Annotated in this window: 17 protein-coding genes; 10 read left to right on the forward strand and 7 right to left on the reverse strand. The window is 68.9% G+C overall.

Annotation, left to right across the window (positions count from 1 at the left end; all coding sequences use genetic code 11):
• Positions 1 to 3: 3 nt before the first annotated feature.
• Entirely contained in the window at positions 4 to 627 is a 624-nt protein-coding gene (yihA, locus tag ARC20_RS11765; RefSeq protein ID WP_057647328.1) for a ribosome biogenesis GTP-binding protein YihA/YsxC, read from the reverse strand.
• 136 nt (positions 628 to 763) lie between these two features.
• On the opposite strand from yihA, the gene ARC20_RS11770 reads away from it, so the two are divergent.
• The 4 genes from ARC20_RS11770 (at position 764) to ARC20_RS11785 (ending at position 3,997) form a co-directional block, all read left to right on the forward strand.
• Positions 764 to 1,561 (forward strand): c-type cytochrome, encoded by a 798-nt coding sequence (locus ARC20_RS11770; RefSeq protein ID WP_057647330.1) that lies wholly within the window; start codon positions 764 to 766, stop codon positions 1,559 to 1,561.
• Positions 1,562 to 1,649: 88 nt separating this feature from the next.
• Positions 1,650 to 2,285, forward strand: a complete 636-nt coding sequence (locus tag ARC20_RS11775) for a thiol:disulfide interchange protein DsbA/DsbL (RefSeq protein ID WP_057647332.1) — start codon at positions 1,650 to 1,652, stop codon at positions 2,283 to 2,285.
• Positions 2,286 to 2,376: 91 nt separating this feature from the next.
• A complete protein-coding gene (locus tag ARC20_RS11780) occupies positions 2,377 to 3,204 on the forward strand; it encodes a thiol:disulfide interchange protein DsbA/DsbL (RefSeq protein WP_057647333.1) in 828 nt (275 codons plus the stop codon).
• Positions 3,205 to 3,220: 16 nt separating this feature from the next.
• Complete coding sequence (locus tag ARC20_RS11785) at positions 3,221 to 3,997, forward strand: endonuclease/exonuclease/phosphatase family protein (protein ID WP_425478512.1); 777 nt, start codon at positions 3,221 to 3,223, stop codon at positions 3,995 to 3,997.
• Positions 3,998 to 4,211: 214 nt separating this feature from the next.
• On the opposite strand, the gene ARC20_RS11790 is transcribed toward ARC20_RS11785, so the two are convergent.
• On the reverse strand, positions 4,212 to 7,082 hold the full coding sequence (locus ARC20_RS11790) for a TonB-dependent receptor plug domain-containing protein (protein WP_057647335.1): 2,871 nt from the start codon (positions 7,080 to 7,082) through the stop codon (positions 4,212 to 4,214).
• 367 nt (positions 7,083 to 7,449) lie between these two features.
• Here ARC20_RS11790 and fhuE point away from each other — a divergent pair, with 367 nt between their 5' ends.
• The 3 genes from fhuE to ARC20_RS11805 all read left to right on the forward strand — a co-directional run bounded on the left by fhuE (position 7,450) and on the right by ARC20_RS11805 (position 13,025).
• The gene (fhuE, locus tag ARC20_RS11795; protein ID WP_057647337.1) at positions 7,450 to 9,585 is read left to right on the forward strand and encodes a ferric-rhodotorulic acid/ferric-coprogen receptor FhuE; all 2,136 of its coding nucleotides are present in this window, start codon (positions 7,450 to 7,452) and stop codon (positions 9,583 to 9,585) included.
• 201 nt (positions 9,586 to 9,786) lie between these two features.
• Positions 9,787 to 11,760, forward strand: coding sequence for a transglycosylase SLT domain-containing protein (locus ARC20_RS11800; RefSeq protein ID WP_057647338.1), 1,974 nt, complete (start codon positions 9,787 to 9,789; stop codon positions 11,758 to 11,760).
• 35 nt (positions 11,761 to 11,795) lie between these two features.
• Complete coding sequence (locus tag ARC20_RS11805; protein WP_057647340.1) at positions 11,796 to 13,025, forward strand: multifunctional CCA addition/repair protein; 1,230 nt, start codon at positions 11,796 to 11,798, stop codon at positions 13,023 to 13,025.
• Positions 13,026 to 13,073: 48 nt separating this feature from the next.
• On the opposite strand, the gene ARC20_RS11810 is transcribed toward ARC20_RS11805, so the two are convergent.
• The 5 genes from ARC20_RS11810 to ARC20_RS11830 are packed head-to-tail and all read right to left on the reverse strand — an operon-like array spanning position 13,074 to position 18,749.
• Positions 13,074 to 14,153 (reverse strand): acyltransferase family protein, encoded by a 1,080-nt coding sequence (locus ARC20_RS11810; protein WP_237642578.1) that lies wholly within the window; start codon positions 14,151 to 14,153, stop codon positions 13,074 to 13,076.
• Entirely contained in the window at positions 14,153 to 15,292 is a 1,140-nt protein-coding gene (gene nagA, locus ARC20_RS11815) for an N-acetylglucosamine-6-phosphate deacetylase (RefSeq protein WP_057647342.1), read from the reverse strand. Before nagA ends, ARC20_RS11810 begins: the two co-directional genes overlap by 1 nt.
• 4 nt (positions 15,293 to 15,296) lie before the next feature.
• Entirely contained in the window at positions 15,297 to 16,325 is a 1,029-nt protein-coding gene (locus ARC20_RS11820) for an SIS domain-containing protein (RefSeq protein WP_057647344.1), read from the reverse strand.
• Between the two features lie 11 nt (positions 16,326 to 16,336).
• Positions 16,337 to 17,404, reverse strand: coding sequence for a LacI family DNA-binding transcriptional regulator (locus ARC20_RS11825; RefSeq protein ID WP_057647460.1), 1,068 nt, complete (start codon positions 17,402 to 17,404; stop codon positions 16,337 to 16,339).
• A gap of 58 nt (positions 17,405 to 17,462) precedes the next feature.
• A complete protein-coding gene (locus ARC20_RS11830; protein WP_057647347.1) occupies positions 17,463 to 18,749 on the reverse strand; it encodes a sugar MFS transporter in 1,287 nt (428 codons plus the stop codon).
• A gap of 360 nt (positions 18,750 to 19,109) precedes the next feature.
• On the opposite strand from ARC20_RS11830, the gene glk reads away from it, so the two are divergent.
• The 3 genes from glk (at position 19,110) to ARC20_RS11845 (ending at position 25,351) form a co-directional block, all read left to right on the forward strand.
• On the forward strand, positions 19,110 to 20,129 hold the full coding sequence (gene glk / locus ARC20_RS11835; RefSeq protein ID WP_057647348.1) for a glucokinase: 1,020 nt from the start codon (positions 19,110 to 19,112) through the stop codon (positions 20,127 to 20,129).
• 115 nt (positions 20,130 to 20,244) lie between these two features.
• The gene (locus ARC20_RS11840) at positions 20,245 to 22,950 is read left to right on the forward strand and encodes a TonB-dependent receptor (RefSeq protein ID WP_057647350.1); all 2,706 of its coding nucleotides are present in this window, start codon (positions 20,245 to 20,247) and stop codon (positions 22,948 to 22,950) included.
• A 103-nt stretch (positions 22,951 to 23,053) separates the two neighbouring features.
• The gene (locus ARC20_RS11845; protein WP_108143494.1) at positions 23,054 to 25,351 is read left to right on the forward strand and encodes a beta-N-acetylhexosaminidase; all 2,298 of its coding nucleotides are present in this window, start codon (positions 23,054 to 23,056) and stop codon (positions 25,349 to 25,351) included.
• Positions 25,352 to 25,376: the final 25 nt, after the last annotated feature.

Below are 25,376 nucleotides of genomic sequence, written 5' to 3' on the forward strand. Positions count from 1 at the left end.
GGCTCAGCCGGCCTGCGGCGCCTCGGTGCCCAGGCCCAGCCAGCCGCCGACGATGCCACGCAGCTCGTCCACGCCCTGGCGCGATTCGCTCGAATACACCTGCACGGTGACGCTGTCGGCCCACAGCCCCGACAGCTCCTTGCGCACCTTCTGCAGCGACTGCATCTGCTGGCCGCGGCCCAGCTTGTCGCCCTTGGTGAGCAGCGCATGGGCCGGCAGGCCGCGCTCGACCGCGTAGCCGAGCATCTGCTTGTCGTAATCCTTGAGCGGATGGCGGATGTCCATCACCACCACCAGGCCCTTGAGCGCCTCGCGGGTACGGAAGTACTTGTCGATGAAGGCCTGCCAGTGCGCCTGCAGGTCCTGCGGCACCTTGGCGTAGCCGTAGCCGGGCAGGTCCACCAGGTAGCGTTCGGGCTGCACCTGGAAGTACACCAGCTGCTGGGTGCGGCCGGGCGTCTTGGACACGCGCGCCAGCGAGTTCTGCCGGGTCAACGCGTTGAGCGCGCTGGACTTGCCGGCGTTGGAGCGGCCGGCGAAGGCCACCTCGTAACCGCCATCCTCGGGGAGCTGGCGGGCGTTGTGGGCCGAGAGCAGGTACTGGGCACGTTCGATGAGCTGCGACATGTGCGTAGGATCGCATGTCCGGGCCGGACACGCCGCTTCGTTGACCAGCGCGCGAGGGCAACGTGATAATCGGGGAAACCTGCGGCCCCCACGCCCCCCAACGCAGAACGTCCAGGTCCATACGGAGCTTTAGCTGATGCGCCACGCTCGCGTGCTTGCCTTTGCCGCTCTTGCCGTACCCGTCATCGCCGCAGTTGCCTACGCCCAGACCGCCGTCGTGCCCGTGCCGGACAACGCACCGGTCAAGATCGCGCCGCTGGTGGTCGATCTGTCCAAGACCCACTGGGGCGATGCCAAGGCCGGCCAGGCCAAGGCCACCGCCTGCGCGGCCTGCCATGGGCCGGACGGCAATCCTTCCGTGGCCATGTACCCGCGCATCGCCGGCCAGAGCGAGCGCTACATCGCCGAGCAGATCGCGCTGATCCGCAACGGCGAGCGCACCAGCGGCGCGGTCGCCGCGATGCTGCCCTTCGTGCAGGACCTCACCGCGCAGGACATGCGCGACCTCGGGGCCTACTTCGCCACGCAGAAATCCGGCGCCGGCCTGGCCGACGACAGCGTGGTCACCGAAGGGCCGTACAAGGACATGAAGTTCTACGAGATCGGGCAGAAGCTGTACCGCGGCGGCGACGCCTCGCGCGGCATCCCGGCCTGCATGGCGTGCCACGGCCCGACCGGCGCCGGCAACCCGGGCCCGGCCTTCCCGCATGTCGCCGGCCAGCATGCCGATTACGTCGCCCGGCGCCTGCAGGAGTACCAGTCCGGCACGGCGCAGCGCACGCAGACCAAGCTGTCCAATATCATGGCGACCGTCGCCAAGCCGCTGACCGCGCAGGAGATCCAGGCGCTGGCGAGCTACATGCAGGGCCTGCATGATGCCGCCGACGACGAGGCCGCCGCGGCGATGGCGCAGGCGAGTCCGCCCAAGTCCTGAACCTGCGGCCGCTTGCGCGGTCAAAGTCAGGCGTCGTTCCCCACCACGCCGGTCCCAGACCGGCGTTTGTTTTGCCAATGGAGCTGATATGAGCCTGATGTCCCGCGTTCTGCTTGCCGCCCTGGCCCTGGCGCCGCTCGCCGCCCCCGCCGCCGACCTGACCCCCGGCGTGGACTACACCGAGATCGAGGGCGGCCAGCCGTGGGCGCCGCTGGCCGGCAAGATCGAGGTGGTGGAGGTGTTCGGCTACACCTGCCCGCACTGCGCGCACTTCGAGCCGACGCTGGAGAAGTGGGTGGCCAAGCTGCCGAAGAACGTGCGCTTCACCGTGGTGCCGGCGACCTTCGGCGGCAACTGGGACGCCTTCGCCCGCGCCTACTTCGCCGCCGAGCAGCTGGGCGTGGCGCAGCGCAGCCACCTGGCGATGTTCCAGGCCCTGCACGAGAAGCAGACCCTGCCGATGCAGAACATCAGCCCGCAGGAGCTGGCGATGTTCTATGCCGGCTACGGCGTGGAGCCGGGGCGCTACATCGAGGCGCTCAAGAGCGATGCGGTCAATGCGAAGATGCAGGCCGCGCGGGCGTTCATCCAGCGCGAGCAGGTGCCTGGCACGCCGTCGCTGATCATCAACGGGGTGTACCTGGTGCGCGGCCGCGATTTCGACCAGTTGCTGCGCAATGCCGATGCGTTGATCGCCCGCACGCAGGCCCGTACCGGCCCCTGAGCCGGCGCTTCAGCCCGCCTTGACCGGGTGCCGTGCGATCATGCGGCGCGGCGCCTGCCCCCTCCCGTTTTCCCGTTGGAGATCCACCCCGATGAAGACCCGTTTCGCCCTCACCCTGATGGCCCTGCTGCCGATCGCCCTGGTGGCGTGCAAGGCGCAGGATGGCAGCGCCGATACCACCACCCCGGCAACCAGCGCGCCGGCCGCCACCGAGGCCGCCCCGGCCAGCGCCGCGACCACCCCGGCCGATGCCCCGGCCCCGGCCGCCAACGAGCAGGCCGCCACCCCGGCGCCGGCCGAGGAAGGCCACCAGCCGCCGGTCAACGCGCAGCCGCCGAGCGGCCCGGCGCCGGTGGAAGGCACCGACTACCTGGTGATCGAAGGCGGCCAGCCGTACCAGCAGGCCGCCGGCAAGATCGAGGTGGCCGAGGTGTTCGGCTACGTCTGCCCGGCGTGCTTCCGCTTCCAGCCGCTGATCGGGCCGTGGAAGGCGGGCCTGCCTTCGGACGTACAGTTCGTCTACGTGCCGGCGATGTTCGGCGGCACCTGGGATGACTACGCGCGCGCGTTCTACGCCGCCGAGACCCTGGGCGTGCAGGAGAAGACCCACGAGGCGCTGTACAACGCGATCCACGTCGAGCACAGCCTGAAGGGCGAGCTGGGCCGTGATTCGGTCGAGGACATTTCCAAGTTCTACGCCAAGTACGGCGTGGATCCGAAGCAGTTCGCCGACACGATGGCCAGCTTCGGCGTCGCGGCCAAGACCAACCGCGCCAAGCAGTTCGCCACGCGCAGCAAGATCACCGGTACGCCGTCGCTGATCGTCAATGGCAAGTACCTGGTCAAGGGCACGAGCTACCAGGACATGCTGCGCATCGCCGACCACCTGATCGCGCGCGAGCGGGCGGCCAAGCAGTAAGCAACAGGCGTCTACGGTGTCCGATTCCCCCACGAACACGCGCAAGCTGCGGCTGCTGACGGCCAACATCCAGGCCGGCAGCAGCACGCGGCGTTACAGCGATTACGTGACCCGCAGCTGGTCGCACGCGCTGCCGATGGGCCGCAAGCGCAGCAGCCTGGACACGATCGCGCAGCTGGCCGGTGACCGCGACATCGTCGGGCTCAACGAGTCCGACCCGGGCAGCCTGCGTTCGGGTTTCACCAACCAGACGCATTACCTGGCCGAGCGGGCGGGCTTCCATTACTGGAGCCACCAGCCGAACCGGCGCATGGGCGGCGTGGCCTCCAGCGCCAACGGCCTGCTGAGCAAGCTGGAGCCGGTGGAGGTGCAGGACCATGCGTTGCCCGGCCGCATCGGCGGGCGCGGCATCCTGCTGGCGAAGTTCGGCGAGGGTGCGCAGGGGCTGGCGGTGGCGGTGGCGCATCTGTCGCTGGGCGCGAATTCGCGGCTGGCGCAGTTGTCGTTCATTGCAGAGCTGTTGTCCGACCACCCGAACGCGGTGCTGATGGGCGACTTCAACTGCGTGGCCGACCGGCCGGAGATGCAGGTGCTGTATCGCCGCACGCGGCTGCAGCCGCCCTCCTCTACCGTGCTCACCTTCCCTAGCTGGCGGCCTGAGCGGGCGATCGACCACATCCTTGTCAGCGAGGGGCTGGGTATCGGGGCTACCGAGGCTATCCCGGCTGCCTTCTCCGACCATCTCGCGATCGGGATGGAGCTGGATGTGCCTGCGGAGCTGCTCAAGCGCTGAGGTACCGGCGCTTTCGCGCGCTTTGGGTGTGTTGCGCGCTTTGAGTTTGGCTGTTCGATTTTGGTCGCGCGGCGCCCGAACGCCCCCTCAAAACCCTTCGACCGGAAAGAAAAGCAGACGCCCTCACCACCGGTGAGGGCGTCTGCTTTTACTTTTGCTTTTGCTCTTCCCCACCACCCCCAAGCCGTGCTTCGTCATCGAAGTGGGGAAAACCTCAGAACCGCAGATCCGCTCGCAAATACCAATACCGCCCACCCGGAATATCGTAAGTAGACGGGTCATACCCATTGAGCGAGCACGACAGACAGATCGGCGGATCCTTGTCGAACAGGTTGTTGACGCCGCCACTCACCTGCAGCCCCGAGAGCCACTCGAAGCGATAGCCCAGCTGCACGTCGCTGTAGGTCACCGAGCCCATGTCGTGGCGGTCGTTGACCGGATCCGGGCACACCGGGAAATCCACCGCGTTGCCGCACGATTCGCGCAGGCTCGACACATGGCGCAAACGCCACGTCGCATTCCACGCGCCCAGGTTCCAGTCCAGCGCCAGGTTGCTGCTCCATTCCGGAATCGCGCTGTCGTTGACCTCCACGCCCGGGGCCTGCGGCTGCTTCTGGCCCGCCGCGCCCACCGCCTCGTAGCGGCCGACGAAGGTGTTCTGCCAGGAAATCTTGAAGCGGCCGATGGTGGTGATCGGCAGGGTCCAGAACACGTCCACGTCCCAGCCGTCGGTCTTGATCGAGCCGAGGTTGGTCAGGCGGTTGTTGAAGCCGTTGATGCCGCCGGTAGTGGCGCGGGTGATGCCGTCGCAGTATTCGGCCGCCAGCGTCTGCACGCACAGGTCCAGCTGGGTCTGCGCGTCGATCGCCTGGATCGCGTCGTCCACGTGGTGGCGGTAGAACGTGGCCTCGATGTCGAAGCGGTCCGCCCACGGCGCGTTGTTGCCGAACCACGGGCTCCACACGAAGCCGGCGCTGAAGCTGCGCGCGCGCTCCGGCTGCAGCGCGCGGTTGCCGCCCGTGGTCACCGAGATCTGCGGGTTCGCCTGCTGGTAGCCGGCCGGCACGCCGAGCGCGGCGCAGTTGGCGGCATTGCCACCACCCGAGCACGGATCCACCAGCACCAGGTCGGCGCGCGCGGCCGAGCCGTACAGCTCGCCAATGGTCGGGGCGCGGAAGCCTTCGGCCCAGCTGGTGCGCAGCACGAATTCGTCGGTGACCTGCCAGCGCAGGCCGTACTTCGGGGTGAACTCGCTGCCGAAGGTCGAATAATCGGAATAGCGGCCGGCCAGGCTCAGGTCGAGGCGGTCGCCGAAGCGCTGCGCGGCGAACAGCGGCACGTTGAGTTCGACATAGGCCTCGTTGACGTCGTAGCTGCCGGAGGTCGGCTGCGAGGGCACGCCGTTGTAGTGGCCTTCCACGGTCAGCGGGTCGGGCTGGTACCAGCCTTCGTAACGACGATGCTCCACGCCCGCGGCGAAGGCGACCGCGCCGGCCGGCAGCTGGAACAGTTCGCTGCTGAGGTTGGCGCTGAACAGGCTCAGTTCGTTCTGGCTGCGGTCGTGCACGACCGGCTGGATCCAGCGCAGCATCTCCGGCGTGATGCTGCCGGCGCCACCGAAGATGTCCAGCGGCACGCAGCCGGCCACCGCCGCGCACGCGGCCGGGTCGCCCAGCGCCAGCGCGATGTTGTAGATGTCGTAGCTGCCGGTGTTGGTCTGCTCGGCCTTGCTGCGGCTGTACATCGCGTTGACGTCCCAGTACCAAGTGCGCCAGGACGTTTCGAAGGTGCCGATGAAGCCGGTGGCGAAGTAGTCGGTGTCCACGCGCTGTTCGAACACGCGCGGGCCACCTTCCACCGGGCGGCGGCCGATCAGGATCAGGTTGTCCGACGAATCCAGGTCGAAGCCGAACGGGTTGTACGGGTTGGCCGCGGAAATGACGATGTTGTCGGCCAGCGGGTTGCCGGTGCCGGCCTCCGGGCCGAGGAAGATCGGCTCGGGCGCGGACTGGTTGCGCGACTCACGACGGTTGCCCAGCGCCTTCAGGTACCACTGCACGTCGTCGTTGAAGAAGAAGCGGAACTGGCCGAACACGCTCTTGCGCTCGGACGGCGTCAGCAGCAGGTTCTCGGTGGCGAAGTTGTAGCGGTCGTCGCTGCTGAAGCAGTGATAGTCGTCGCTGCGGGTACAGCCGGCGCTGCCGTCGTACACGGGCGCGCCGTTGCCGCCGGCGTTGGGCGTGAGCGACTGCTGCGCGCCGGTGTTGGGGTCGATGAAATCGAAGCGGCCGTCCGGCGTGGCCGAGCTGCCCAGCGCCACGCCGGTGCCGGGCACCGGATAGCGCGACTGCGCGCGGTCGCGCGCCCACACGGGGTCCTGCTTCACGTAGCTGGCGCCCAGGAACAGGCTGTAGCGATCCGCCTGCGTGCCCCAGGCCAGGTCCACGCCGCGGCTGGCGCCGTCGCCTTCGCCGTACTGCCCGTAGTTGAGCGTGACCTGCGCGCCTTCGAATTCGCGCCGGGTGATGATGTTGACCACGCCGGCCACCGCGTCGGAGCCGTACAGCGCCGAGGCGCCGTCCTCCAGCACCTCGATGCGGTCCACCAGCGCCAGCGGCAGCGTGTTGAGGTCCACCGAGGCGCCCACGCCCGAGGCCGAGGATTCGTTGACCCAGCGCACGCCATCCACCAGCACCAGCACGCGCTTGGCGCCGAGGTGGCGCAGGTCGACCTGCGCGGAACCCGCGCCCACGCCGCCACCATCGGCCGGGAAGCCGAAGTTGCCGGAGGAGTTGAACTTGGTGTTGAGCGCCGAGCCGGAAGCCGTGAGCTGCTGCAGCACCTCGCCCACCGATTGCACGCCGGTACGCTCGATGTCGGCGCGGGTCAGCGTCTGGATCGGCACCTGGCCCTGCATCTCGGCGGTCTTGATGCGCGTGCCGGTGACCTGGACCTTGTCCAGCGTGCGGGTGGTGTTGGCGGACGCGTCGGTGTCGGCGTCCTGCGCCCAGGCTGCCGACGGCAGCAGCAGCGCGGTGGCCAGGGCCAAGGCCAGGCGGCAGGGATCGCGGCGCAGGATACTCATCCGGTCTCTCTCTCCAAAGGGGATGGGACGGCCGCAACGTCTCCCTGCGCCGCCGCGGCTTGCCTGCTTTGTAAACAAATCGTGAAGCGGTGACAAGCGCGCAACGTGGGATGCTGCGGCCCGGCATCCCGTGACACCGAAGGCCATGCACGCCACGCCCAGCCTCCGCGTGGGGCCGGGCGCGGGTGACGTTGCTGCACCGCGGCAGTAAAATGCGCCGCGCGGATGCAGTGGCCCCGGCCGGCATCCCGATACATCGCAGCCAGGTGCCTCCTCCCCCCACGGGTGGCGACCGCCAAGCCAATCCTGCTTCCGATCCCCACGGGCCCGATCCCGCCGGGGCGGAAATGCTCATCTGGAGATTGGCATGGCCCGTTTCACCGCTTCTTCCTTCCCCCGCTTCCAGCGCACCGCGCTGGCCGCCGCCTGCGCCCTGGCCACGTTGCCGGCGTGGGCCGCCGAGGCGCCGGCCGCGTCCGGGGACGTGCAGACCCTGGACCGCCTCAACGTGGCCGCCGCGCGCCCGACCTACACCGTGGAGAAGGTCGCCGCCGGCACCCGCTTCGAACTGGCGCCGCGGGAGATCCCGCAATCGGTGACCGTGGTGACCCAGGCGCGGATGAAGGACCAGAACCTGCAGAGCATCGGCGAGGTGCTCAACAACGTCACCGGCGTGTCCTACAGCCAGACCGACAGCGAGCGCGTGGAGTTCTTCGCGCGCGGCTTCTACATCGACAACTACCAGTTCGACGGCCTGCCGACCACCATGGACCAGGCCTGGAGCTACGGCGATTCGGCGCTGGACCTGGCCATCTACGACCGCGTGGAGATCGTGCGCGGCGCCACCGGCCTGCTGACCGGCGCGGGCAATCCGTCGGCCTCGGTGAACCTGGTGCGCAAGCATGCCGACAGCCGCGAGTTCACCGGCAGCGTCTCGGTGGCCGCCGGCAGCTTCGGCAAGACCCGCAGCACCGTGGACGTCACCACCCCGCTCAACAGCAGCGGCAGCGTGCGCGCGCGCGTGATCGGCAACTACACCGACAGCGAGTCATGGGTGGACCGCTACAACCAGAACAAGACCCTGGGCTACGCGGTGATCGACGCCGACCTCGGCGCCAACACGCTGCTCAGCGTCGGCTACGACTACCAGAAGAAGAACTCCAACGACGTCACCTGGGGCGGCTTCCCGCTGTGGTACTCGGATGGCAGCCGCACCGATTACGGCAAGTCGTTCAACCCGGCCGCCGACTGGACCTACTGGGACACCACGGTCAAGCGCGCGTTCGCCACCCTGGAAACCGGCTTCGCCAACGGCTGGAAGCTCAAGCTCAACGCCACGCATGACGAGAGCAACGTCGACGACAAGCTGTTCTATCCGTTCTACACGATCTACGGCTTCGACAAGCAGACCGGCGGCGGCGTGGTGCCCTACTCCGGCTACTACATCACCGAGCGCAAGGTGGACGGCGTGGACGGCTACACCGAAGGCCCGTTCCAGCTGTTCGGCCGCCAGCACCGCTTCATGGGCGGCGTGAGCTACAACCGTCGCGAATACTCCAACCTCGGCCGTTCGGACTTCCCGGGCCCGCTGGACAGCTACCTCGGCTGGACCGGCGCGTATCCGGAACCGGACTGGTCGGCCTCGGCCGTGTACCCGAGCGGCGGCGAGATCACCCAGAAGGCGGCGTACGCGGCGCTGCGCCTGTCGCTGGCCGACCCGCTGAGCGCCATCCTCGGCGCGCGCTACACCGACTGGAAGAGCGAAGGCGAAGGCGCCGACCGTTCGCACAAGGTGACCACCCCGTACGCCGGCCTGGTGTACGACTTCAACGACACCTGGTCCACCTACGCGAGCTACACCGAGATCTTCCAGCCGCAGACCTACCGCGGCGCCAACGGCAGCTTCCTCGACCCGGTGACCGGCAAGAGCTACGAGGCCGGCGTCAAGGCCGCCTGGTTCGACAACCGCCTCAATGCCTCGGCGGCGGTGTTCCGCATCGAGCAGGACAACGTGGCCCAGCCGACCGGCGTGTACCTGCCGAGCGGCGAGCAGGTGTACGCCGCGGCCAAGGGCACGGTGAGCGAAGGCTTCGAGTTCGAAGTGAGCGGCGAGCTGCGCGAAGGTTGGAACGCCACGTTCGGCGCCTCGCACTACACCGCGCGCGACGCCAACGACACGAGCATCAACAAGCAGCTGCCGCGCACCTCGATCAAGCTGTTCACCAGCTACACCCCGAGCGGCGAATGGCACGACCTCACCGTCGGCGGCGGCGTGAACTGGCAGAACCGCATCTACTACGTGGACGCGGTGTACGGGGAGTTCGAGCAGGACGGCTATGCGCTGGTCAGCGCCTTCGCGCGTTACCGCCTGGCGCCGCAGTTCTCGGTGCAGCTCAACCTCAACAACCTGCTGGACAAGCGCTACTACTCGCAGATCAACTCCGGCTACGGCGCGTTCGGCGCACCGCGCAACGGCGAGCTGAGCTTCAACTGGACGTTCTGATCGCCCACGCGTGAGGAACCGTGCCGGCCGGCGATCCGCGAGGGTCGCCGGCCGGTGTCGTTTCAGGCTGGCCCGCGGATGAATGCGGCCGTGCGAGATCGCATCGCGATGCCTGCGCGGATGCGCCATGAAGGCGTGGCACCCGCACAATCACCGGTCCATCGTCACGACCGTTCACCGCCGGCCGGTATCCTCCACGTCATGAACAAGCCGCTGCAATCGATCTTCCTCGCGCTCTCCCTGGCCGGGCTGGCCTTCGCGGCCGCCGCGCAGTCGCCGGATGCGCAACGCCCCGCCATGCGCGCCGCATTGGAAGCGGCCGAAGCCGGCCGCCCCGACGCCGGCGCCAACGCCGCGCTGCGCGACAACCCGGTGTACGGGTGGCTGGAATACGCCGCGCTCAAGCGCGACATCGACCGCGTGGACAACAACGCCGCGCAGGACTTCCTGCGCCGCTACAACGGCCAGCCGGTGGCCGAGGCGTTCCGCTCGCTGTGGCTGCCGGCGCTGGCGCGTCGCGAGGATTGGCCGACCTTCCTCGCCAACTGGAAGCCGACCGACAGCGTCTCCCTGCGCTGCGCCGAACTTACCGCCCGCCAGGCCCAGGGCCGCCTCGATGCTCAGTGGAACAGCGACGCGCAGGCGATCTGGCGGGCCAACGGCAAGGCGCTGCCCAACGGCTGCGATGCGGTGTTCGCCACGCTCGCCGCGCGCGGCGGGCTGGATGCCCCGCTGCGCTGGCAGCGCATCGAAGCCGCCGCCGACGAACAGCTGCCGGCGGTGATGCGCGCCGCCGCGCAAGGCCTGCCCGCCGCCGAGCAGGGGCAGGCCAACGACTACGCCGCGTTCGTCGCCGCCGCCGACGCGCGCGCGCTGGCGTGGCCGCGCACCGACCGCAGCCGCCGCATCGCGGTGGCCGGGCTCTCCGCGCTGGCCAAGGCCAACCCGGATGCCGCCGAGCGCCTGCTGCCGCAGGTGGGCGATGCGCTGGCGCTGGATGCCACGCAGCGCGGCAAGGTGCTGTACCAGATCGCGCTGTGGACGGTGGCCTCCTACCTGCCCGATTCCGCGCGCCGGCTGCAGGCCGTGCCCGAGGCCGCCTATGACGAACGCCTGCGCGAATGGCGCGTGCGCGAGGCGATGTCGCGTGGCGACTGGCCGGGCGCGCTGGCCGGCATCGAGAAGATGCCGCCCGCGCAGCGCGACGATTCGCGCTGGCAGTATTTCCGCGCGCGCCTGGCCGAGAAGCTGGGCCGCACCGGCGAGGCGCAGGCGTGGTACCGCGGTGCGGCGCAGAGCCCGACCTTCCATGGCTTCCTGGCTGCCGACAAGCTCGGCCAGCCCTACGTGCTGTGCCCGTGGGAGCCGAACGACACCGCGCAGGCGCGCAATGCCATCGCCCGCGACCCGGCGTTGGTGCGTGCGCTGGAACTGTTCAAGCTCGACCGTGCCAGCTGGGCCACGCTGGAATGGAACGACGCGCTCACCCGTTTCGACGACACCCAGCGCCGGCTGGCGGTGGAGCTGGCCGGCGAGGCCGGCTGGTTCGACCGCGCGGTGTTCTCGCTGGGCAAGAAGCCGGAAGAGCAGCGCCTCTACACGCTGCGCTTTCCGCTGCACCACGGCGACACCATCCGCCGCGAAGCCGAGCGCAACGGCATCGACCCGGCCTGGGTGGCCGCGGAGATCCGCGCCGAAAGCGTGTTCAATTCCAACGCCCGCTCGCCGGCCAACGCGATGGGCCTGATGCAGGTGCTGCCGGGCACCGGCAACGGCGTAGCCAAGCGCATCGGGCTGGCCAGCTACACCGGCGCATCGAGCCTGTACGACCCGGACGTCAACATCGCCATCGGCACCGCCTATCTGCGCCAGCTGCTGGACAAGTACGGCCAGCCGTACGTCACCATCGCCGCCTACAACGCCGGCCCGACGCCGGCGGCGCGCTGGCTCGACCAGCGGCCCTCGCACGACCCGGATTTCTGGATCGAGACCATCAGCTACAAGGAAACCCGCGACTACGTCGCGCGCGTGATGGCCTTCAGCGTGATCTACGACTGGCGCCTCAATGGCAACGCGCTGCCGCTCAGCGACCGCCTCGTCGGCACGCTGCAGGACAAGCGCAAGGCCTTCGTCTGCAACACGCCGGCAGCCGCGGCCCCGGCTGGCAGCCGCTGAGTCGCGGCGGCGCCGGCTTCGGGCATCATGGCGCGATGGAGATCTATCTCGTTGGCGGCGCCGTCCGCGATGCCCTGCTGAACCTGCCGGCCGGCGACCGCGACTGGGTGGTCGTCGGCGCCGACCAGGCCGCGATGGAGGCACAGGGTTTCAAGGCCGTGGGCCGCGACTTCCCGGTGTTCCTGCACCCGAAGACCGGCGAGGAGTACGCGCTGGCACGCACCGAGCGCAAGTCCGGGCGGGGGTATCGCGGCTTCGTGGTCGATGCCGACCCCTGCGTGACGCTGGAGCAGGACCTGCAGCGGCGCGACTTCACCCTCAATGCGATCGCCCGCGCCGATGACGGCACGCTGGTCGACCCTTACGGCGGCGCGCGCGATATCGAAGCGCGCGTGCTGCGGCACGTGGGGCCGGCTTTCGTCGAAGACCCGCTGCGCGTGCTGCGCGCGGGGCGGTTCATGGCGCGCTTCGCGCCGCTGGGCTTCACCCTGGCGCCGGAAACGCTCGCGCTGATGCGCGAGATCGCCGCCAGCGGCGAGCTCGAGGCCCTGGTGCCCGAGCGGGTATGGCAGGAACTGCGCAAGGCGCTCGCTTCCGCGCAGCCATCCGCGTTCCTGCGCACGCTGCACGACGCGCACGCGTTGGGCGCGGTGCTGCCGGAGGTCGAAGCGTTGTATGGGGTGCCGCAGCGTGCCGAGTTCCATCCCGAGGTGGATACCGGCGTGCACCAGGAAATGGTGAGCGACATGGCGGCACGGTTGCGGCCGGGCGACGCGATGATCGGCTATGCCGCGCTGTGCCACGACCTCGGCAAGGCGCTCACGCCGACCGACGAACTCCCGCGCCACGTGATGCACGAACAGCGTGGCGTCGCGCCAACGCGGGCGATGAGCGAGCGGCTGAAGGTGCCGCAGGATTACCGCCAGCTGGCCGAAAGCGTGTGCCGCGAACACCTGAACGTGCATCGCATCGCCGAGCTGCGCGATGCGACGGTGCACGAACTGCTGGGCCGCTGCGACGGCTTCCGGCGGCCGGAGCGGATCGCGCAGATCGCGGCGGTCTGCGAGGCGGACAAGCGCGGCAGGTTGGGCAGTGCCGAAGAGGATTACCCGCAGGGGCCGGAGCTGTGCCGGCTGCACGAAGCGGCGCTGGCGATCAACGCGCGCGACCTGGCGAAAGATGGCCTGCAGGGTCCGCAGGTCGGCGAGGCGCTGGCGAAGGCGAGGATTGCGGCGATCGGCCAGGCGCGGACACTGCGGAAATAGCCTGCCTTCATTCCATCCCGCGGCGCCAAGCGGCCAACGCCGGCACGCTCAGATCTTGACGTACCACCGCCGCGCATCCATCCAGCGCACCACTGCCCACCACACCGCGACGAACACCACCGCGAAGGCCGCCGAGGACACTTCGCGCCCGGCCAGCGGCGCGATCCAGCTGGCGAAGCCGCGCTCGTAGATCGGCTCCCACCAGCCCAGTCCAGCCAGCGCGTACACCATCAGCGCCGAGCCACCATAAGCGGCGATCGCGTTGACGCCGAAGCTGCGCCCCACCGCGGGCCAGCCGCGCAGATCCACCAGCACGTGCGCCAGCGCGAGCAGCAGCATCGACACGCCCGCGCTCCACAGCACGTACGAGGACGTCCACAGGTTCTTGTTCAACGGCAGCCACCACGCCCACGCCAGGCCCGCGAGCCCGACGGCCACGCCGCCCATCACCAGCCAGCGCCGCCGTCCCTCGCGCAGCCAGTCGCCCGCGCGCAACCCCAGCAGCGTGGTCGCCAGCGCGCCGAGCGTGGAGAGCAGGCCTTCCGGGTCGTGCCCCAGCCCGGTCGTCGCGTCGTACTGGTAGACCAGTGGACCGAGCAGCGCGGTATCCACGCGGCTGGCGATGTTCTGGAAGGGTGCCAGCGAACCGCCGGCGCACAGCAACGCCGCCCAGCCCACGAGCAACGCGCCGATCCATCCCCACTGCATCCGCGGCTTCACCCACAGCGCCACGCTGCCGGCGATGCCGAAGCACAGGCCGATCCGCTGCAGCACGCCCCACGGGCGGAAGTGCGGCTTGTCCAGCCACCACCACGCCAGCAGATGCAGCAGCAAGCCCAGCCCGAGGATGCGCAGCGCGCGCACCCACACCGTGCGCGTCAGCGCGCCGCGATCACCGCCGGCCAGCGCGCGCGGCACCACGCCCAGCGAGATCGACACGCCGACGATGAACAGGAACATCGGGAAGATCAGGTCGGTGGGCGTGCAGCCATTCCACTCGGCGTGCTCCAGCGGCCACCACACGTGCGCCCATTCGCCGGGATCGTTGACCAGCAGCATCGCCGCGACGGTCAGCCCGCGCAGCGCATCGACCGAGGCGAAGCGCTGCATGCTCCCGGGCGCGGACATCAGTCGGCGCTGCCGGCGATCCAGGTGGCGACGACCTGCAGGTCATCGTCGACCAGCACCAGGTCGGCCTGGTAGCCCGGCGCGATGCGGCCGTAGCGGTCGCCCAGGCCGAGGAACTGCGCCGGGTAGGTCGACGCCATGCGCGCGGCCTCCTCCAGCGGCAGGCCGAGCAGGCGCACGCTGTTGCGCACGGCGGTGGCCATGTCCAGCGCGGAGCCCGCCAGGGCGCCGGCGGCATTGCGCACCACGCCATCGACGGCGGTGATGATTTCGCCGTACAGCGAATAGCTTGGGTCGTCCGCGCCCACCGGCGGCATCGCGTCGGTGACCAGGAACAGCTTGCCACGCGGCTTGGCCGCCAGCGCCACGCGCAGGCTGGCCGGGTGCACGTGCACGCCATCGACGATGATGCCGCACCAGCTGTCCGCATCTTCCATCGCGGCGCCCACCGCGCCAGGCTCGCGCCCCTGCAGCGGCGACATCGCGTTGTACAGATGGGTGAAGCCGGTGATGCCCGCGTCCAGGCCGGCACGGATCTGCTCGTAGCTGCCGGCGGTGTGGCCGGCGGCGACGATCACGCCCGCCGCCACCAGCGCGCGCACGGTCTCGACCGGCACCTGCTCGGGGGCGAGCGTCAGCAGCGTGACGCCATTGCGCAGCGAGGCGGCCATCGCCACTTCGGCGGCATCCGGCACGCGGAACTTGCTGGCGTCATGCGTGCCCTTGCGCGCCGGCGCGATGTACGGCCCTTCCAGGTGGATGCCGAGCACGCCCGGCACGCCGGCATCGATCGCCTCGGCGGTGGCGGCAATGGCTTTCTCCATCACCCCCGCGTCGTCGCTGATCAGCGTCGGCAGCATGCCGGTGGTGCCGAAGCGCCGGTGCGCGCGCGCGATTTCCGTCAGCGCGTGCACGTCCGGCGTGTTGTTGAACAGGTAGCCGCCACCGCCGTTGACCTGCGCGTCGATGTAGCCCGGCAGCAGCGTATGGCCCTGCAGGTCCACCGCGGTGGCCGCGGCCACGCGCGGATCGTCCAGCGGCACCAGCGCGACGATGCGCCCTTCTTCCACCAGCACCGCCACGTCCTCGCGGAAGCCGTGATCGGTGAGGACCTTTCCGTTGCGCAGCGCGATCGCCATGGCGTCAGACCGTCTCGGTAACCTTGTTCAGATGCGGCGGCAGGTCGGGATTGTGGCCCCGGCGCAGCGCCAGCGCGTTGATCGCGCGGTAGAAGCTCTGGATGGTGAGCAGCGGCGTGCACACCGGATGCGGCGCCTCGGCCAGCGGCAGGTCGCCGTCCGGCGCGGCCAGCCAGACCTGCGCGCCACGCGCGCGGAATTCCTCGGCCACCGCGCGCGTGCCGGCGCCGGTTTCATCCGGCTGCGCGAACGCCAGCACCGGGAAGCCGGCATCCACCAGCGCCATCGGGCCGTGCTTCACCTCGGCCGAGCTGTAGGCCTCGGCATGCAGGCCGCAGGTTTCCTTGAACTTCAACGCCGCTTCCTGCGCGGCGGCCAGGCCGAGGCCACGGCCGAGCACGAACAGGTTGCGCGCGCCGACCAGGCCTTCGGTGAGCGGGCGCCAGTCGGCGGCCCAGGCCTGGCGCAGCGCCGAGGGCAGCGCGTCGAGCGCATGCAGCAGCGCCGGATCCTGCTTCCACAGCGCGCCGAGCTGCAGGATCGCCGCCAGCGAGGCGAGGTAGCTCTTGGTCGCCGCGACGCTGCGCTCCGGGCCGGCGCCCAGCGGAATCACCGTCTCGGCCAGCTGCGCCAGCGGCGAGTCTTCCACGTTCACCAGCGCCACCACGCGCGCGCCGGCGGCCTTGGCGGCCTCGGCATTGCGCAGCAGGTCCGGGCTCTTGCCTGACTGCGAGATCACCAGGTACAGCGCGCCCTTCAACGCCAGCGGCGCTTCGTACACCGACCCCACCGACGGCGACGCCGACGCCGTCACGATGCCCAGCTGGGTCTCGAACAGGTATTTGGCGTAGGTGGCGGCGTGATCCGAGCTGCCGCGCGCGCAGGTCACCACGAACGGCGGCGGGTTGGCGCGCAGCGAGGCGGCCAGCGCTTCCACGGTGCCACGGTTGCGCGCGAACTGGGCGGCGACGACGTCAGCGGTTTCCGCGGCTTCGCGGAACATCAGGGTCTGGTTTTCTTCGGGCAGGGACATGGATGGTGGGGTCAGGTCGGTTCGGGCGGGGCGGTACGCGCCGCGGCGGCCGGCGCGGGCGCGGTGGAACCGCGCACCACCAGCTGCGGCACGAATCCGCGGTTGTGCAGCTGCGGCGCCTGTTCGTCGTAGGCGTCGCTGCGCAGCTGGCTGATCAGCAGGCGCGCGGCATGGCGGGCGATGTCCTCGGTGGCCTGCTTGGCCGTGGTCAGCGGCGGCCACGACTGGCGCGAGAACGGGCTGTCCTCGAAGCCGGCGATGGACAGCTGGTACGGCACGTTCATGCCGGAGGACTTGGCCGCGGCGAGCACGCCGGCGGCGATTTCGTCATTGCTGCCGAAGATGGCCGTGGGCGGTTCGCGCAACGCCAGCAGGCGGCGCGCGCCGCGGAAGCCGTCGTCGAAGGTGTAGTCGCCCGGCACGATGAGGTGCTTGTCCACGGTGATGCCGTAGTCGCGCAACGCGGCCTCGTAGCCGGCATAGCGCTCGCCGCTGGAACGGTGCTGCGCACCGCCCCACAGGAAGCCGATGCGCTGGTGGCCGAGCTGGATCAGGTGCTCGGTGATCTCGTAGGCCGCGTCGCGGTCGTCGATGTAGACGCAGGCGCCATCGCCCGGGTCTTCGGTGGCGGCGATGATGCGCACCGTCTTGATGCCGCGCGCGGCCAGGCCGGCGAGCAGTTCGGGGCGTTCGGACATCGGCGCGGTCAGCACCAGGCCGGCCAGGCGCGAGCGCTGCACCCACTCGGCCAGTTCCTCGGCCAGCAGCGGGGAGGTCGAATCGACCGGGTTGATCTGCAAGCCGAAGCCGGTTTCGCGGCAGGCGGCCAGGACGCCGTTCTGCACGCCGATGATGTGGTACGGGTTCGGGTTGTCGTAGACCAGGCCGACCACGAACGGCGTGCCGCTGCGCAGGTTGCGCGCGGAGGGGTCGGGTTCGTAGTCCAGGTCGGCGATGGCCCGCAGCACCCGCGCGCGGGTGGCCTGCATGACGGACGGCTCGTTGTTGATGACGCGCGAAACGGTCTTCAGCGAGACCTTCGCGCGCTCGGCGACGTCCTTGATCGTCGGCCTGCGCATGGGCTGCTCCGGGGCGGTGGCGAAGGCGTCCATGATGCGCGGTTCCGGGCCTTCGTGCTCAGCCCTGGCCTGCCGGCATGCCGGCCCGGTGGCCGCGCAGCGAGTAGAACAGGATGTACAGGTAGCACGGGACCATCAGCGCGGCGAAGACCAGCTGGAAGTCGTAGTGCTGCTTCAGGATGGCGAACGCCTGCGGGATGATCGCGCCACCGGCGATGCCCATGATCAACAGCGCCGAGCCGGTTTCGGTGAAGCGGCCCAGGCCCTGGATGGCGAGCGGGAAGATCGCCGGCCACATCATCGCGTTGGCGAAGCCGAGCGCGGCGACGAAGGCCACCGAGACGTAGCCGTGGGTGAGGAACGCGCCGATGGAGAACAGCACGCCGAGCACGGCCGAGATGCTGAGGTAGCGCGCCTGCGAGACCACGCGCGGGATCAGCACCAGGCCTGCGATGTAGCCGGCGAGCATGGCGGTGAGAGTACACATCGTGAAGAGCTTGGTGCGATCCAGCGGCAGGTCGAAGCCGTGCCCGTAGGTACCAATGGCATCACCCGCCATCACTTCCACGCCCACGTAGACGAACAGGCACAGCACGCCCAGCCACAGGTGCGGGAACTGGAAGATGCTGGTCTTGCCGCCACTGCTGGATACGGGCGTGGCATTGGCTTCGGCCGGCTTGATCTCCGGCAGCGGTGAAAACAGGATGCCGATCGCCACGACCAGCAGGATCACCGCCATCGTCAGATAGGGCGCGTGGATCTTGGCGGCGAATTCGTTGAGCAGCATTTCCTTCGTGGCAGCGTCGGCCGTGGCCACCTTGTCGGACAGGTCGCCTACTCCTTGCAGCACGATCGAGCCAATCACCCACGGCACGATGATGCCGCCGATCTTGTTGCAGATGCCCATCAGCGCGATACGCCGCGCGGCGGTCTCGATCGGCCCAAGGATGGAAACGTACGGATTGACGGCGGTCTGCAGCAGCGCAAGTCCGCTGCCGATCACGAACAGTCCGCCCAGCGCGCCGGGATACCAGCGCTGCGTGGAAAACTGGCCGAATGCAGCGGCACCTGCCGCCATCACGAAAAGGCTTACCGCAAGGCCCTTCTTCATGCCGGTGCGCTTGAGGATCCACGAGGACGGCAATGCGAGGAAGAAGTACGACAGGTAGAACACCATCAGCACCAGGAAGGCGTTGACCTCGTTCAAATCGAAGGCCAGGCGCACGAAGGTGATCAGCGGGCCGTTGATCCAGGTGAGGAAGCCGATGACGAAGAACAGCACGCCGACGATGGCGATCGAAGTCATCAGGCTGGAGCGTTCGGGAGTGGCGGTGAGTGCGGACATCGGGTGAAAGCTCCTGCGTCGTCGACGGCCGTTGCGGCGGTCTGGCTGGGAACAACGTTGTCACATTTATTCGATGCGCATGGGCTGCTTGTCAACTTCCCGTGACGACAGGACACGCTACGGGCGTGACGCGTCGCAGCATTGCTGCGGCGCCGCATCGATAGTTCCGGGCGCTTTGCCACGGCTGGCTTTGCAGGCAGGTCGCGGGCTGTAACCGGTTTCCCCGACCAGCCCCCTGTTACCCGATTGCGAAAATTTCGTTGCACCCCGTTGACATCGTTGTCAGACCGATTTCACACTCGGCCCCGTCGAGTCCCCCTTCCGGGGTCCCGGCATGCCCCCAGGCAACCAGGAGTCAGTGTGGCTGCAACGTCCCCAGCTTCGACCCCCACCCTGCCGCATGCCGGTCCGTTCCTGGCCGCCGATGTGGGCGGCACGCACGTGCGTATCGGCCGTGTGCGGGCGGGCGCCGATCCGCGCCACCCGGTGGAAGTGCTGGACTACCGCAAATACCGCTGCGCCGATTACCCGAGCCTGGCCGCCATCGTCGGCGACTTCCTGCGCGACAACCCGGGCGTGCAGGAGTGCGTGATCGCCAGCGCCGGCTATCCGCTGGCCGACGGCACCGTCATCACCAACAACCTGCCGTGGGTGCTGTCGCCGCGCGCCATCCGCGAGGAACTGGGCCTGGCGCAGGTGTACCTGGTCAACGATTTCGAGGCGGTCGCGCATGCGGCGGCCTACGTGGACGCCAGCGAGGTGGTCCAGCTCACCGGCCCGGCGCAGGCGCCGCGCGGCCCCACCCTGGTGCTCGGCCCCGGCACCGGCCTGGGCGCGGCGGTGTGGATTCCCAACGACGGCTTCCCGGTCGTGCTCGCCACCGAGGCCGGCCAGGCCGCGCTGGCCAGCAACACCGAACTGGAAATGCAGCTGGTGCGCGAAATGCTGCGCCATCGCAGCCACGTGCCGGTGGAGCACGCGATTTCCGGCCCCGGCCTGCTCAATCTCTACAACGCGCTGTGCGCGGTGCGCGGCGTGCCGGCCGTGCATGCCACGCCGGACGCGATCACCGCCGCCGCGCTGGAAGGCGGCGATCCGCTCGCGCACCAGGCGCTGGACGTGTTCTGCGGCCTGCTCGGCAGCGTCGTGGGCGACATGGCCCTGCTCTACGGCGTGCAGGGCGGCATCTACCTCGCTGGCGGGATCCTTCCCAAGATCCGCCAGTTCCTGATCGACAGCAGCTTCGTGCAGCGTTTCCTGGACAAGGGATCGATGCGCGAGGCGCTGGAACGAATTCCCGTGAAGTTGGTCGATCACGGGCAGCTGGGCGTCGTGGGCGCCGCCAGTTGGTATCTGGGCCAGAAGGCGAAAGCAGCGTAATCGCAACACCGTGTGGTCGCAGTCCGCGTCGAGGTCGGGGAGGACCGCCACGCACAGCAACATCGGCGCGCCAAGCAATGCCCGCTAATCCAATTGATTGATGAGGAGAGACATCATGAAATACCGCAAGTCCGTACTTACCTCGGCCATCGTGACCTGTCTTGCGTTCAGCGCGCACGCCCAGGACGCCGGCCAGCAGCAGACCGCCACCGACCTCGATACCGTGCAGGTCATCGGCATCCGCGGTTCGATGGAGAAGTCGCTGGACACCAAGCGCGAAGCACAGGCGCGCGTGGAAGTGGTTACCGCCGAGGACATCGGCAAGCTGCCGGCCAAGAACGTGGCCGACACCCTGCGCGAACTGCCCGGCGTGAACATCAGCTCGTCCAGCGCCAGCGAAGGCGCCTTCGACGAGGCTGACCGCGTCAGCCTGCGCGGCACCAACCCCAGCCTGACCCAGACCCTGGTCAACGGCCACACCATCGGCACCGGCGACTGGTTCGTGCTGAGCCAGGTGGCCAACGTCGGCCGCAGCGTGAGCTATTCGCTGCTGCCGTCGGAGATCGTTGACCAGGTCGTGGTGAACAAGAGCTCGCAGGCCAAGCTGGTGGAAGGTGGCAGCGCCGGCTCGGTGAACATCATCACCCGCAAGCCGCTGCAGTTCGCCGACAACCTGACCACCGAAGCCTCGGTGGGTGCGGCTTACTCCGACCTGCCCGACAAGACCGAGCCGCAGGTCAGCGCGCTGCTCAACTGGAAGAACGACGCGAATACCGTCGGCGTGATGGTGCAGGGCTTCTACGAGAAGCGCTCGCTGCGTCGTGATGGCCAGGAAGTGGTCGGCGGCTATGGCGTGATCCCGGACGACGCCGCCGTGGTGGCGACCAATCCGGACCTGGCCGGCGTGCTCTACCCGAACCTGCTGGGCGCGGTGTATTTCGACCAGACCCGCGAGCGCAAGGGCGGCGTGCTGGACGTGCAGATCAAGGCCACCGACAGCCTGACCCTGAACCTCAACGGGTTCTACTCCAAGCTGGAAGCGGACAACTACAACCGCAACTACATGATGTGGGCCAGCCAGTTCGTCAACACGCAGGCGCCGAACCCGGGCTACGTGATCAAGAATGGCGTGCTGACCCAGGCCACCTACGCGCCGACCACCAGCGCCACGGTCACGCCGTACGGCGTGTACGACATGATCTCGCGCCCGAACGCCTCGTCCGAGTCCAAGTACCTGACGCTCGATGCCGACTGGCAGGCTTCCGACAACCTGAACTTCAAGTTCCAGGCCGGCACCACCGATGGCAGCGGCAAGAGCCCGACCCAGGACGTGCTGGAAACCGGCACCGCCGGCAATGCCGGCGCCAGCTGGAGCATGGGCGGCCTGGGCGATCCGATCGACTGGTCGCTGGGCGGCGTCAACACGCCGGCCAACCACCTGCCGCAGAACGGCTGGATCTTCGGCGGCCAGGCGATCGACGTGAAGGACAGCGAGGACTGGTTCGCCGCCGACGGCGAGCTGTTCGCCAACGCCGACAGCGTCCTGAACTCGTTCGACTTCGGCGTGCGTTACTCCGAGCACGAGCGCAAGAACGACTTCGAGATCGCGCAGGGCCCGAACTTCGCCAGCAACTGGACGGACATCTCGGCTTACCCGACCACCGGCGGCAGCTACCCGGGCGACTTCGGAAGCGACCTCGGCGGCAGCGTCCCGGGCGGCATCTGGTACTACACGCCTTCGCAGCTGGCGCAGATCAACGCCGATTTCGCCAACCGCGATCCGGTCAGCCGCTTCTACTTCTCCGACGTCTACGGCGTGAAGGAAAAGATCTCGGCGGCTTACGTGCAGGCCAACTTCGCCGGCACCTCGTGGAGCGGCAACATCGGCCTGCGCTACGTCAAGACCGATACGGACGTGAGCTACAACCAGTCGCTGCCGGTGAACTCCGGCATCCCGGGTGCGATCAGTGGCTCGGCGTTCGGCGACTACCTGCCGACCACGGTGCAGAACGACTACAGCCGCCTGCTGCCCAGCGCCAACCTCAAGTTCGACCTGAGCGACGACCTGGTGGCCCGCTTTGCCGTGTCGCAGACCATGACCCGCCCGGATTACTCCGCGCTGGCCGGCTCGCTGTCGCTGGATGACCTGACCCACACCGGCAGCGGCGGCAACCCGCAGCTGAAGCCGATCGTGTCGACCAACTACGACGCGAACCTGGAGTGGTACTTCGCCCCGCGCGCCCTGCTGTCCTTCGGCGTGTTCGCGATGCAGCTCAACGACTACATCAACTTCGGCACCACCACCATCAGCTACAAGGACCAGGCCGCCAGCTACGCCAGTGGCACCGACGTCTACGCGGACTACCAGGTGTCGGTCCCGGTCAACACCAACGGCAACATCAAGGGCTTCGAAGTCGCCTACCAGCAGCCGATCGGCGAGTTCTTCGGCGTGTCGGCGAACTACACCTATGCCGATGGCGAAGCCAGCGGCGGCGGCCCGCTCAACGGCACCTCGAAGAACACCTACAACCTGGCCGGCTTCTTCGAGAACGACCGCTTCAGCGCCCGCGTGAGCTGGAACTGGCGCGACGACTTCTACGCCGGCGTCAGCCGCACCGACGAGTTCTACCAGAAGTCGGTGGGCGCGCTGTCGGCCTCGCTGTCGTACCACGTGACCGACTGGATGACCGTCTCGCTGGACGGCCTGAACCTCAACAACCCGGTCTACAAGTACTACACCAACAGCGACGCGGGCTTCCTGCCGTATGCGTTCTATGCCAACGGCCGCCAGTACTACCTGAACCTGCGTTTCAAGTTCTGATGTTGTCTCTCCCAAGCGTGTAATGCTCCACTGCGGGCCCGGACTCGTCCGGGCCCGCTTTCTTTTACGGCTTCCCCAACGCCGCCACCGGAGGATCGTTCCGATGACTGCCCGCCCTTCCCTGCTCCCGCGCCTGGCCCTGCTGCTGTCCACGCTGGCGCCGGCCGCCTTCGCGGCCAATCCGCTTACCGTCATTCCCGCGCCCGCGCAGGTGCAGGCCGCCCAGGGCGGCTTCGCCCTTACCCCGCAGGTGCTCGTGCGCCCGGCCGACGCGGCCGCCGAACCCACCGCGCGCCAGTTCGTCGAAGGCCTGGCGCGCGGCAGCGGCCTGCGCCTGGCGCTGGCGCCGGCCGGCCGCGCGAAAAAGGGCGAGATCGCCTTCGCGATCGACCCCAAGGCCAGCGCGTCGCCCGAAGGCTACGTGCTGGAGATCGACGCCAACGGCGTGCGCGCGCGCGCGGCCGATCCGCGCGGCCTGTTCTACGCGGCGGTGACGCTGTGGCAGCTGGCCCCGGCGCGTGGCGAGACCGCCGCGGCCGTGCTGCCGGCCGGCCGCATCACCGACGCCCCGCGCTTCGGCTGGCGCGGCCTGATGCTTGATTCGGCGCGGCACTTCCAGAGCGTGGAGCAGATCAAGTCGCTGCTGGACGTGATGGCGCTGCACAAGTTCAACACCTTCCACTGGCACCTCACCGACGACCAGGGCTGGCGCATCGAGATCAAGCGCTACCCGCGCCTCACCGAGGCCGGCAGCTGCCGCATCCCGGCCGGCGACGGCGGCATCGGCGCCGATGGCAAGCCTGCGCCGTACTGCGGCTTCTACACGCAGGACCAGGTGCGCGAAGTGGTCGCCTATGCGGCGCAGCGCCACATCACGGTGATGCCGGAGTTCGACATCCCGGGCCACGCCACCGCGGCCATCTCGGCCTACCCGGAACTGGGCGTCAGCGGCAAGCCGATCGAAGTCTCCAACGAGTGGGGCGTGAACACCAACCTGTTCAACGCCGACGAATCCACGATGCAGTTCCTGGAGAACGTGCTGGCCGAGATGATCCCGCTGTTCCCCGGCCGCTATTTCCACCTCGGGGGCGATGAGGCGGTGAAGGACCAGTGGAAGGCCTCGCCGCGCATGCAGGCGCGCATCAAAGAGCTCGGCCTGAAGGACGAGGAAGCGCTGCAGGGCTGGATGCTCAAGCGCCTGGAACGCTTCCTGGTGAGCCATGACCGGCTGATGATCGGCTGGGACGAAATCATCGATGGCGGCCTGCCGCCGGAAGCGGCGGTGATGTCCTGGCGCGGCACCGAAGGCGGCCTCACGGCGGCACGGCTGGGCCACGACGTGGTGATGGTGCCCTCCTCCGATCTCTACCTGGATTACCTGCAGACCGATTCGCCGGACGAGCCGCCGGGCCGCCCGTCGAACATCAACCTGCAGCGCGTGTATGCGTTCGAGCCGGTGCCGGCGGCGCTGGAGCCGGCGCAGCGCCACCACATCCTTGGCGTGCAGGCGAACATCTGGACCGAGCATTCGCGCAGCTTCGCGCGGGTGGAGCATGCGCTGTTCCCGCGCGCGGCGGCGGTGGCCGAGACCGGCTGGTCGCCGACCGACAAGCGTGACTTCGCCGATTTCCGCTCCCGCCTGCCGCACCTGCTGGCGCTGTATCGCGCCTGGGGCGCGGACTACGCGCAGACGCCGTTCCAGCCGAAGGTGGAGATCGCCCCCGGCGAGACGGCCGGCAAGGTGCGTATCACGCTCACCGATCGCCTCGGCTACGACGACGTGCGCTACAGCACCGACGGCAGCGCGCCGACGGCCGCCTCGCCGCGCTACGAGGCGCCGCTGGAACTCGCCCTGCCGGTGACACTGCAGGCCGCCTCGTTCTGGAACGGCCAGCCGCTGGCCGCGCCGGTGACGCGCACGCTGAGCATCGAAGGCCTGCGCAGCCGCAGCGACGAGGAACTGGCCCAGTGCACGGGCAAGCTGATGCTGCGGCTGGAGGACGACGGCCCGCGCGAAGGTCCGCGCGCGGTGTTCAACGTGGACATCTTCAACCCGTGCTGGGAATGGAAGCAGGCCGACCTGCGCGGCATCGACAGCGTGCAGGTGCATGCCGGCCAGCTGCCCTACTACTTCCAGCTGGCGCACGACGAATCGCTCCGTACCTTCCAGCCTTCGCACTCGGCGTACGGCGAACTGGTGCTGCGCGACGGCTGCGAAGGCCCGACGCTGGCCAGCGTGAAGCTGCCGGCCAAGCCGGGCGCCGATGGCTTCTCGACGTTGACCGCCAAGCTGCCGAAGACCGCGCGCAAGGCGCAGGCCGACCTGTGCGTCTACTTCACCGGTGACACGCGCCCGACGATGTGGGTGCTGGACCGGATGACGCTGGTGCCGGCGAAGTAAATGAAACTGAAAAGGCCGGGCCTGC

Source organism: Stenotrophomonas panacihumi, assembly GCF_001431645.1.
Lineage (GTDB): Bacteria > Pseudomonadota > Gammaproteobacteria > Xanthomonadales > Xanthomonadaceae > Stenotrophomonas_A > Stenotrophomonas_A panacihumi.

What these genes read in the sequence shown, in the direction of transcription:
- yihA (WP_057647328.1), bottom strand. Translation starts at nt 627, where the DNA reads ATGTCGCAGCTCATCGAACGTGCCCAGTACCTGCTCTCGGCCCACAAC.
- ARC20_RS11770 (WP_057647330.1), top strand. Translation starts at nt 764, where the DNA reads ATGCGCCACGCTCGCGTGCTTGCCTTTGCCGCTCTTGCCGTACCCGTC.
- ARC20_RS11775 (WP_057647332.1), top strand. Translation starts at nt 1,650, where the DNA reads ATGAGCCTGATGTCCCGCGTTCTGCTTGCCGCCCTGGCCCTGGCGCCG.
- ARC20_RS11780 (WP_057647333.1), top strand. Translation starts at nt 2,377, where the DNA reads ATGAAGACCCGTTTCGCCCTCACCCTGATGGCCCTGCTGCCGATCGCC.
- ARC20_RS11790 (WP_057647335.1), bottom strand. Translation starts at nt 7,082, where the DNA reads ATGAGTATCCTGCGCCGCGATCCCTGCCGCCTGGCCTTGGCCCTGGCC.
- fhuE (WP_057647337.1), top strand. Translation starts at nt 7,450, where the DNA reads ATGGCCCGTTTCACCGCTTCTTCCTTCCCCCGCTTCCAGCGCACCGCG.
- ARC20_RS11800 (WP_057647338.1), top strand. Translation starts at nt 9,787, where the DNA reads ATGAACAAGCCGCTGCAATCGATCTTCCTCGCGCTCTCCCTGGCCGGG.
- ARC20_RS11805 (WP_057647340.1), top strand. Translation starts at nt 11,796, where the DNA reads ATGGAGATCTATCTCGTTGGCGGCGCCGTCCGCGATGCCCTGCTGAAC.
- ARC20_RS11810 (WP_237642578.1), bottom strand. Translation starts at nt 14,153, where the DNA reads ATGTCCGCGCCCGGGAGCATGCAGCGCTTCGCCTCGGTCGATGCGCTG.
- nagA (WP_057647342.1), bottom strand. Translation starts at nt 15,292, where the DNA reads ATGGCGATCGCGCTGCGCAACGGAAAGGTCCTCACCGATCACGGCTTC.
- ARC20_RS11820 (WP_057647344.1), bottom strand. Translation starts at nt 16,325, where the DNA reads ATGTCCCTGCCCGAAGAAAACCAGACCCTGATGTTCCGCGAAGCCGCG.
- ARC20_RS11825 (WP_057647460.1), bottom strand. Translation starts at nt 17,404, where the DNA reads ATGCGCAGGCCGACGATCAAGGACGTCGCCGAGCGCGCGAAGGTCTCG.
- ARC20_RS11830 (WP_057647347.1), bottom strand. Translation starts at nt 18,749, where the DNA reads ATGTCCGCACTCACCGCCACTCCCGAACGCTCCAGCCTGATGACTTCG.
- ARC20_RS11840 (WP_057647350.1), top strand. Translation starts at nt 20,245, where the DNA reads ATGAAATACCGCAAGTCCGTACTTACCTCGGCCATCGTGACCTGTCTT.
- ARC20_RS11845 (WP_108143494.1), top strand. Translation starts at nt 23,054, where the DNA reads ATGACTGCCCGCCCTTCCCTGCTCCCGCGCCTGGCCCTGCTGCTGTCC.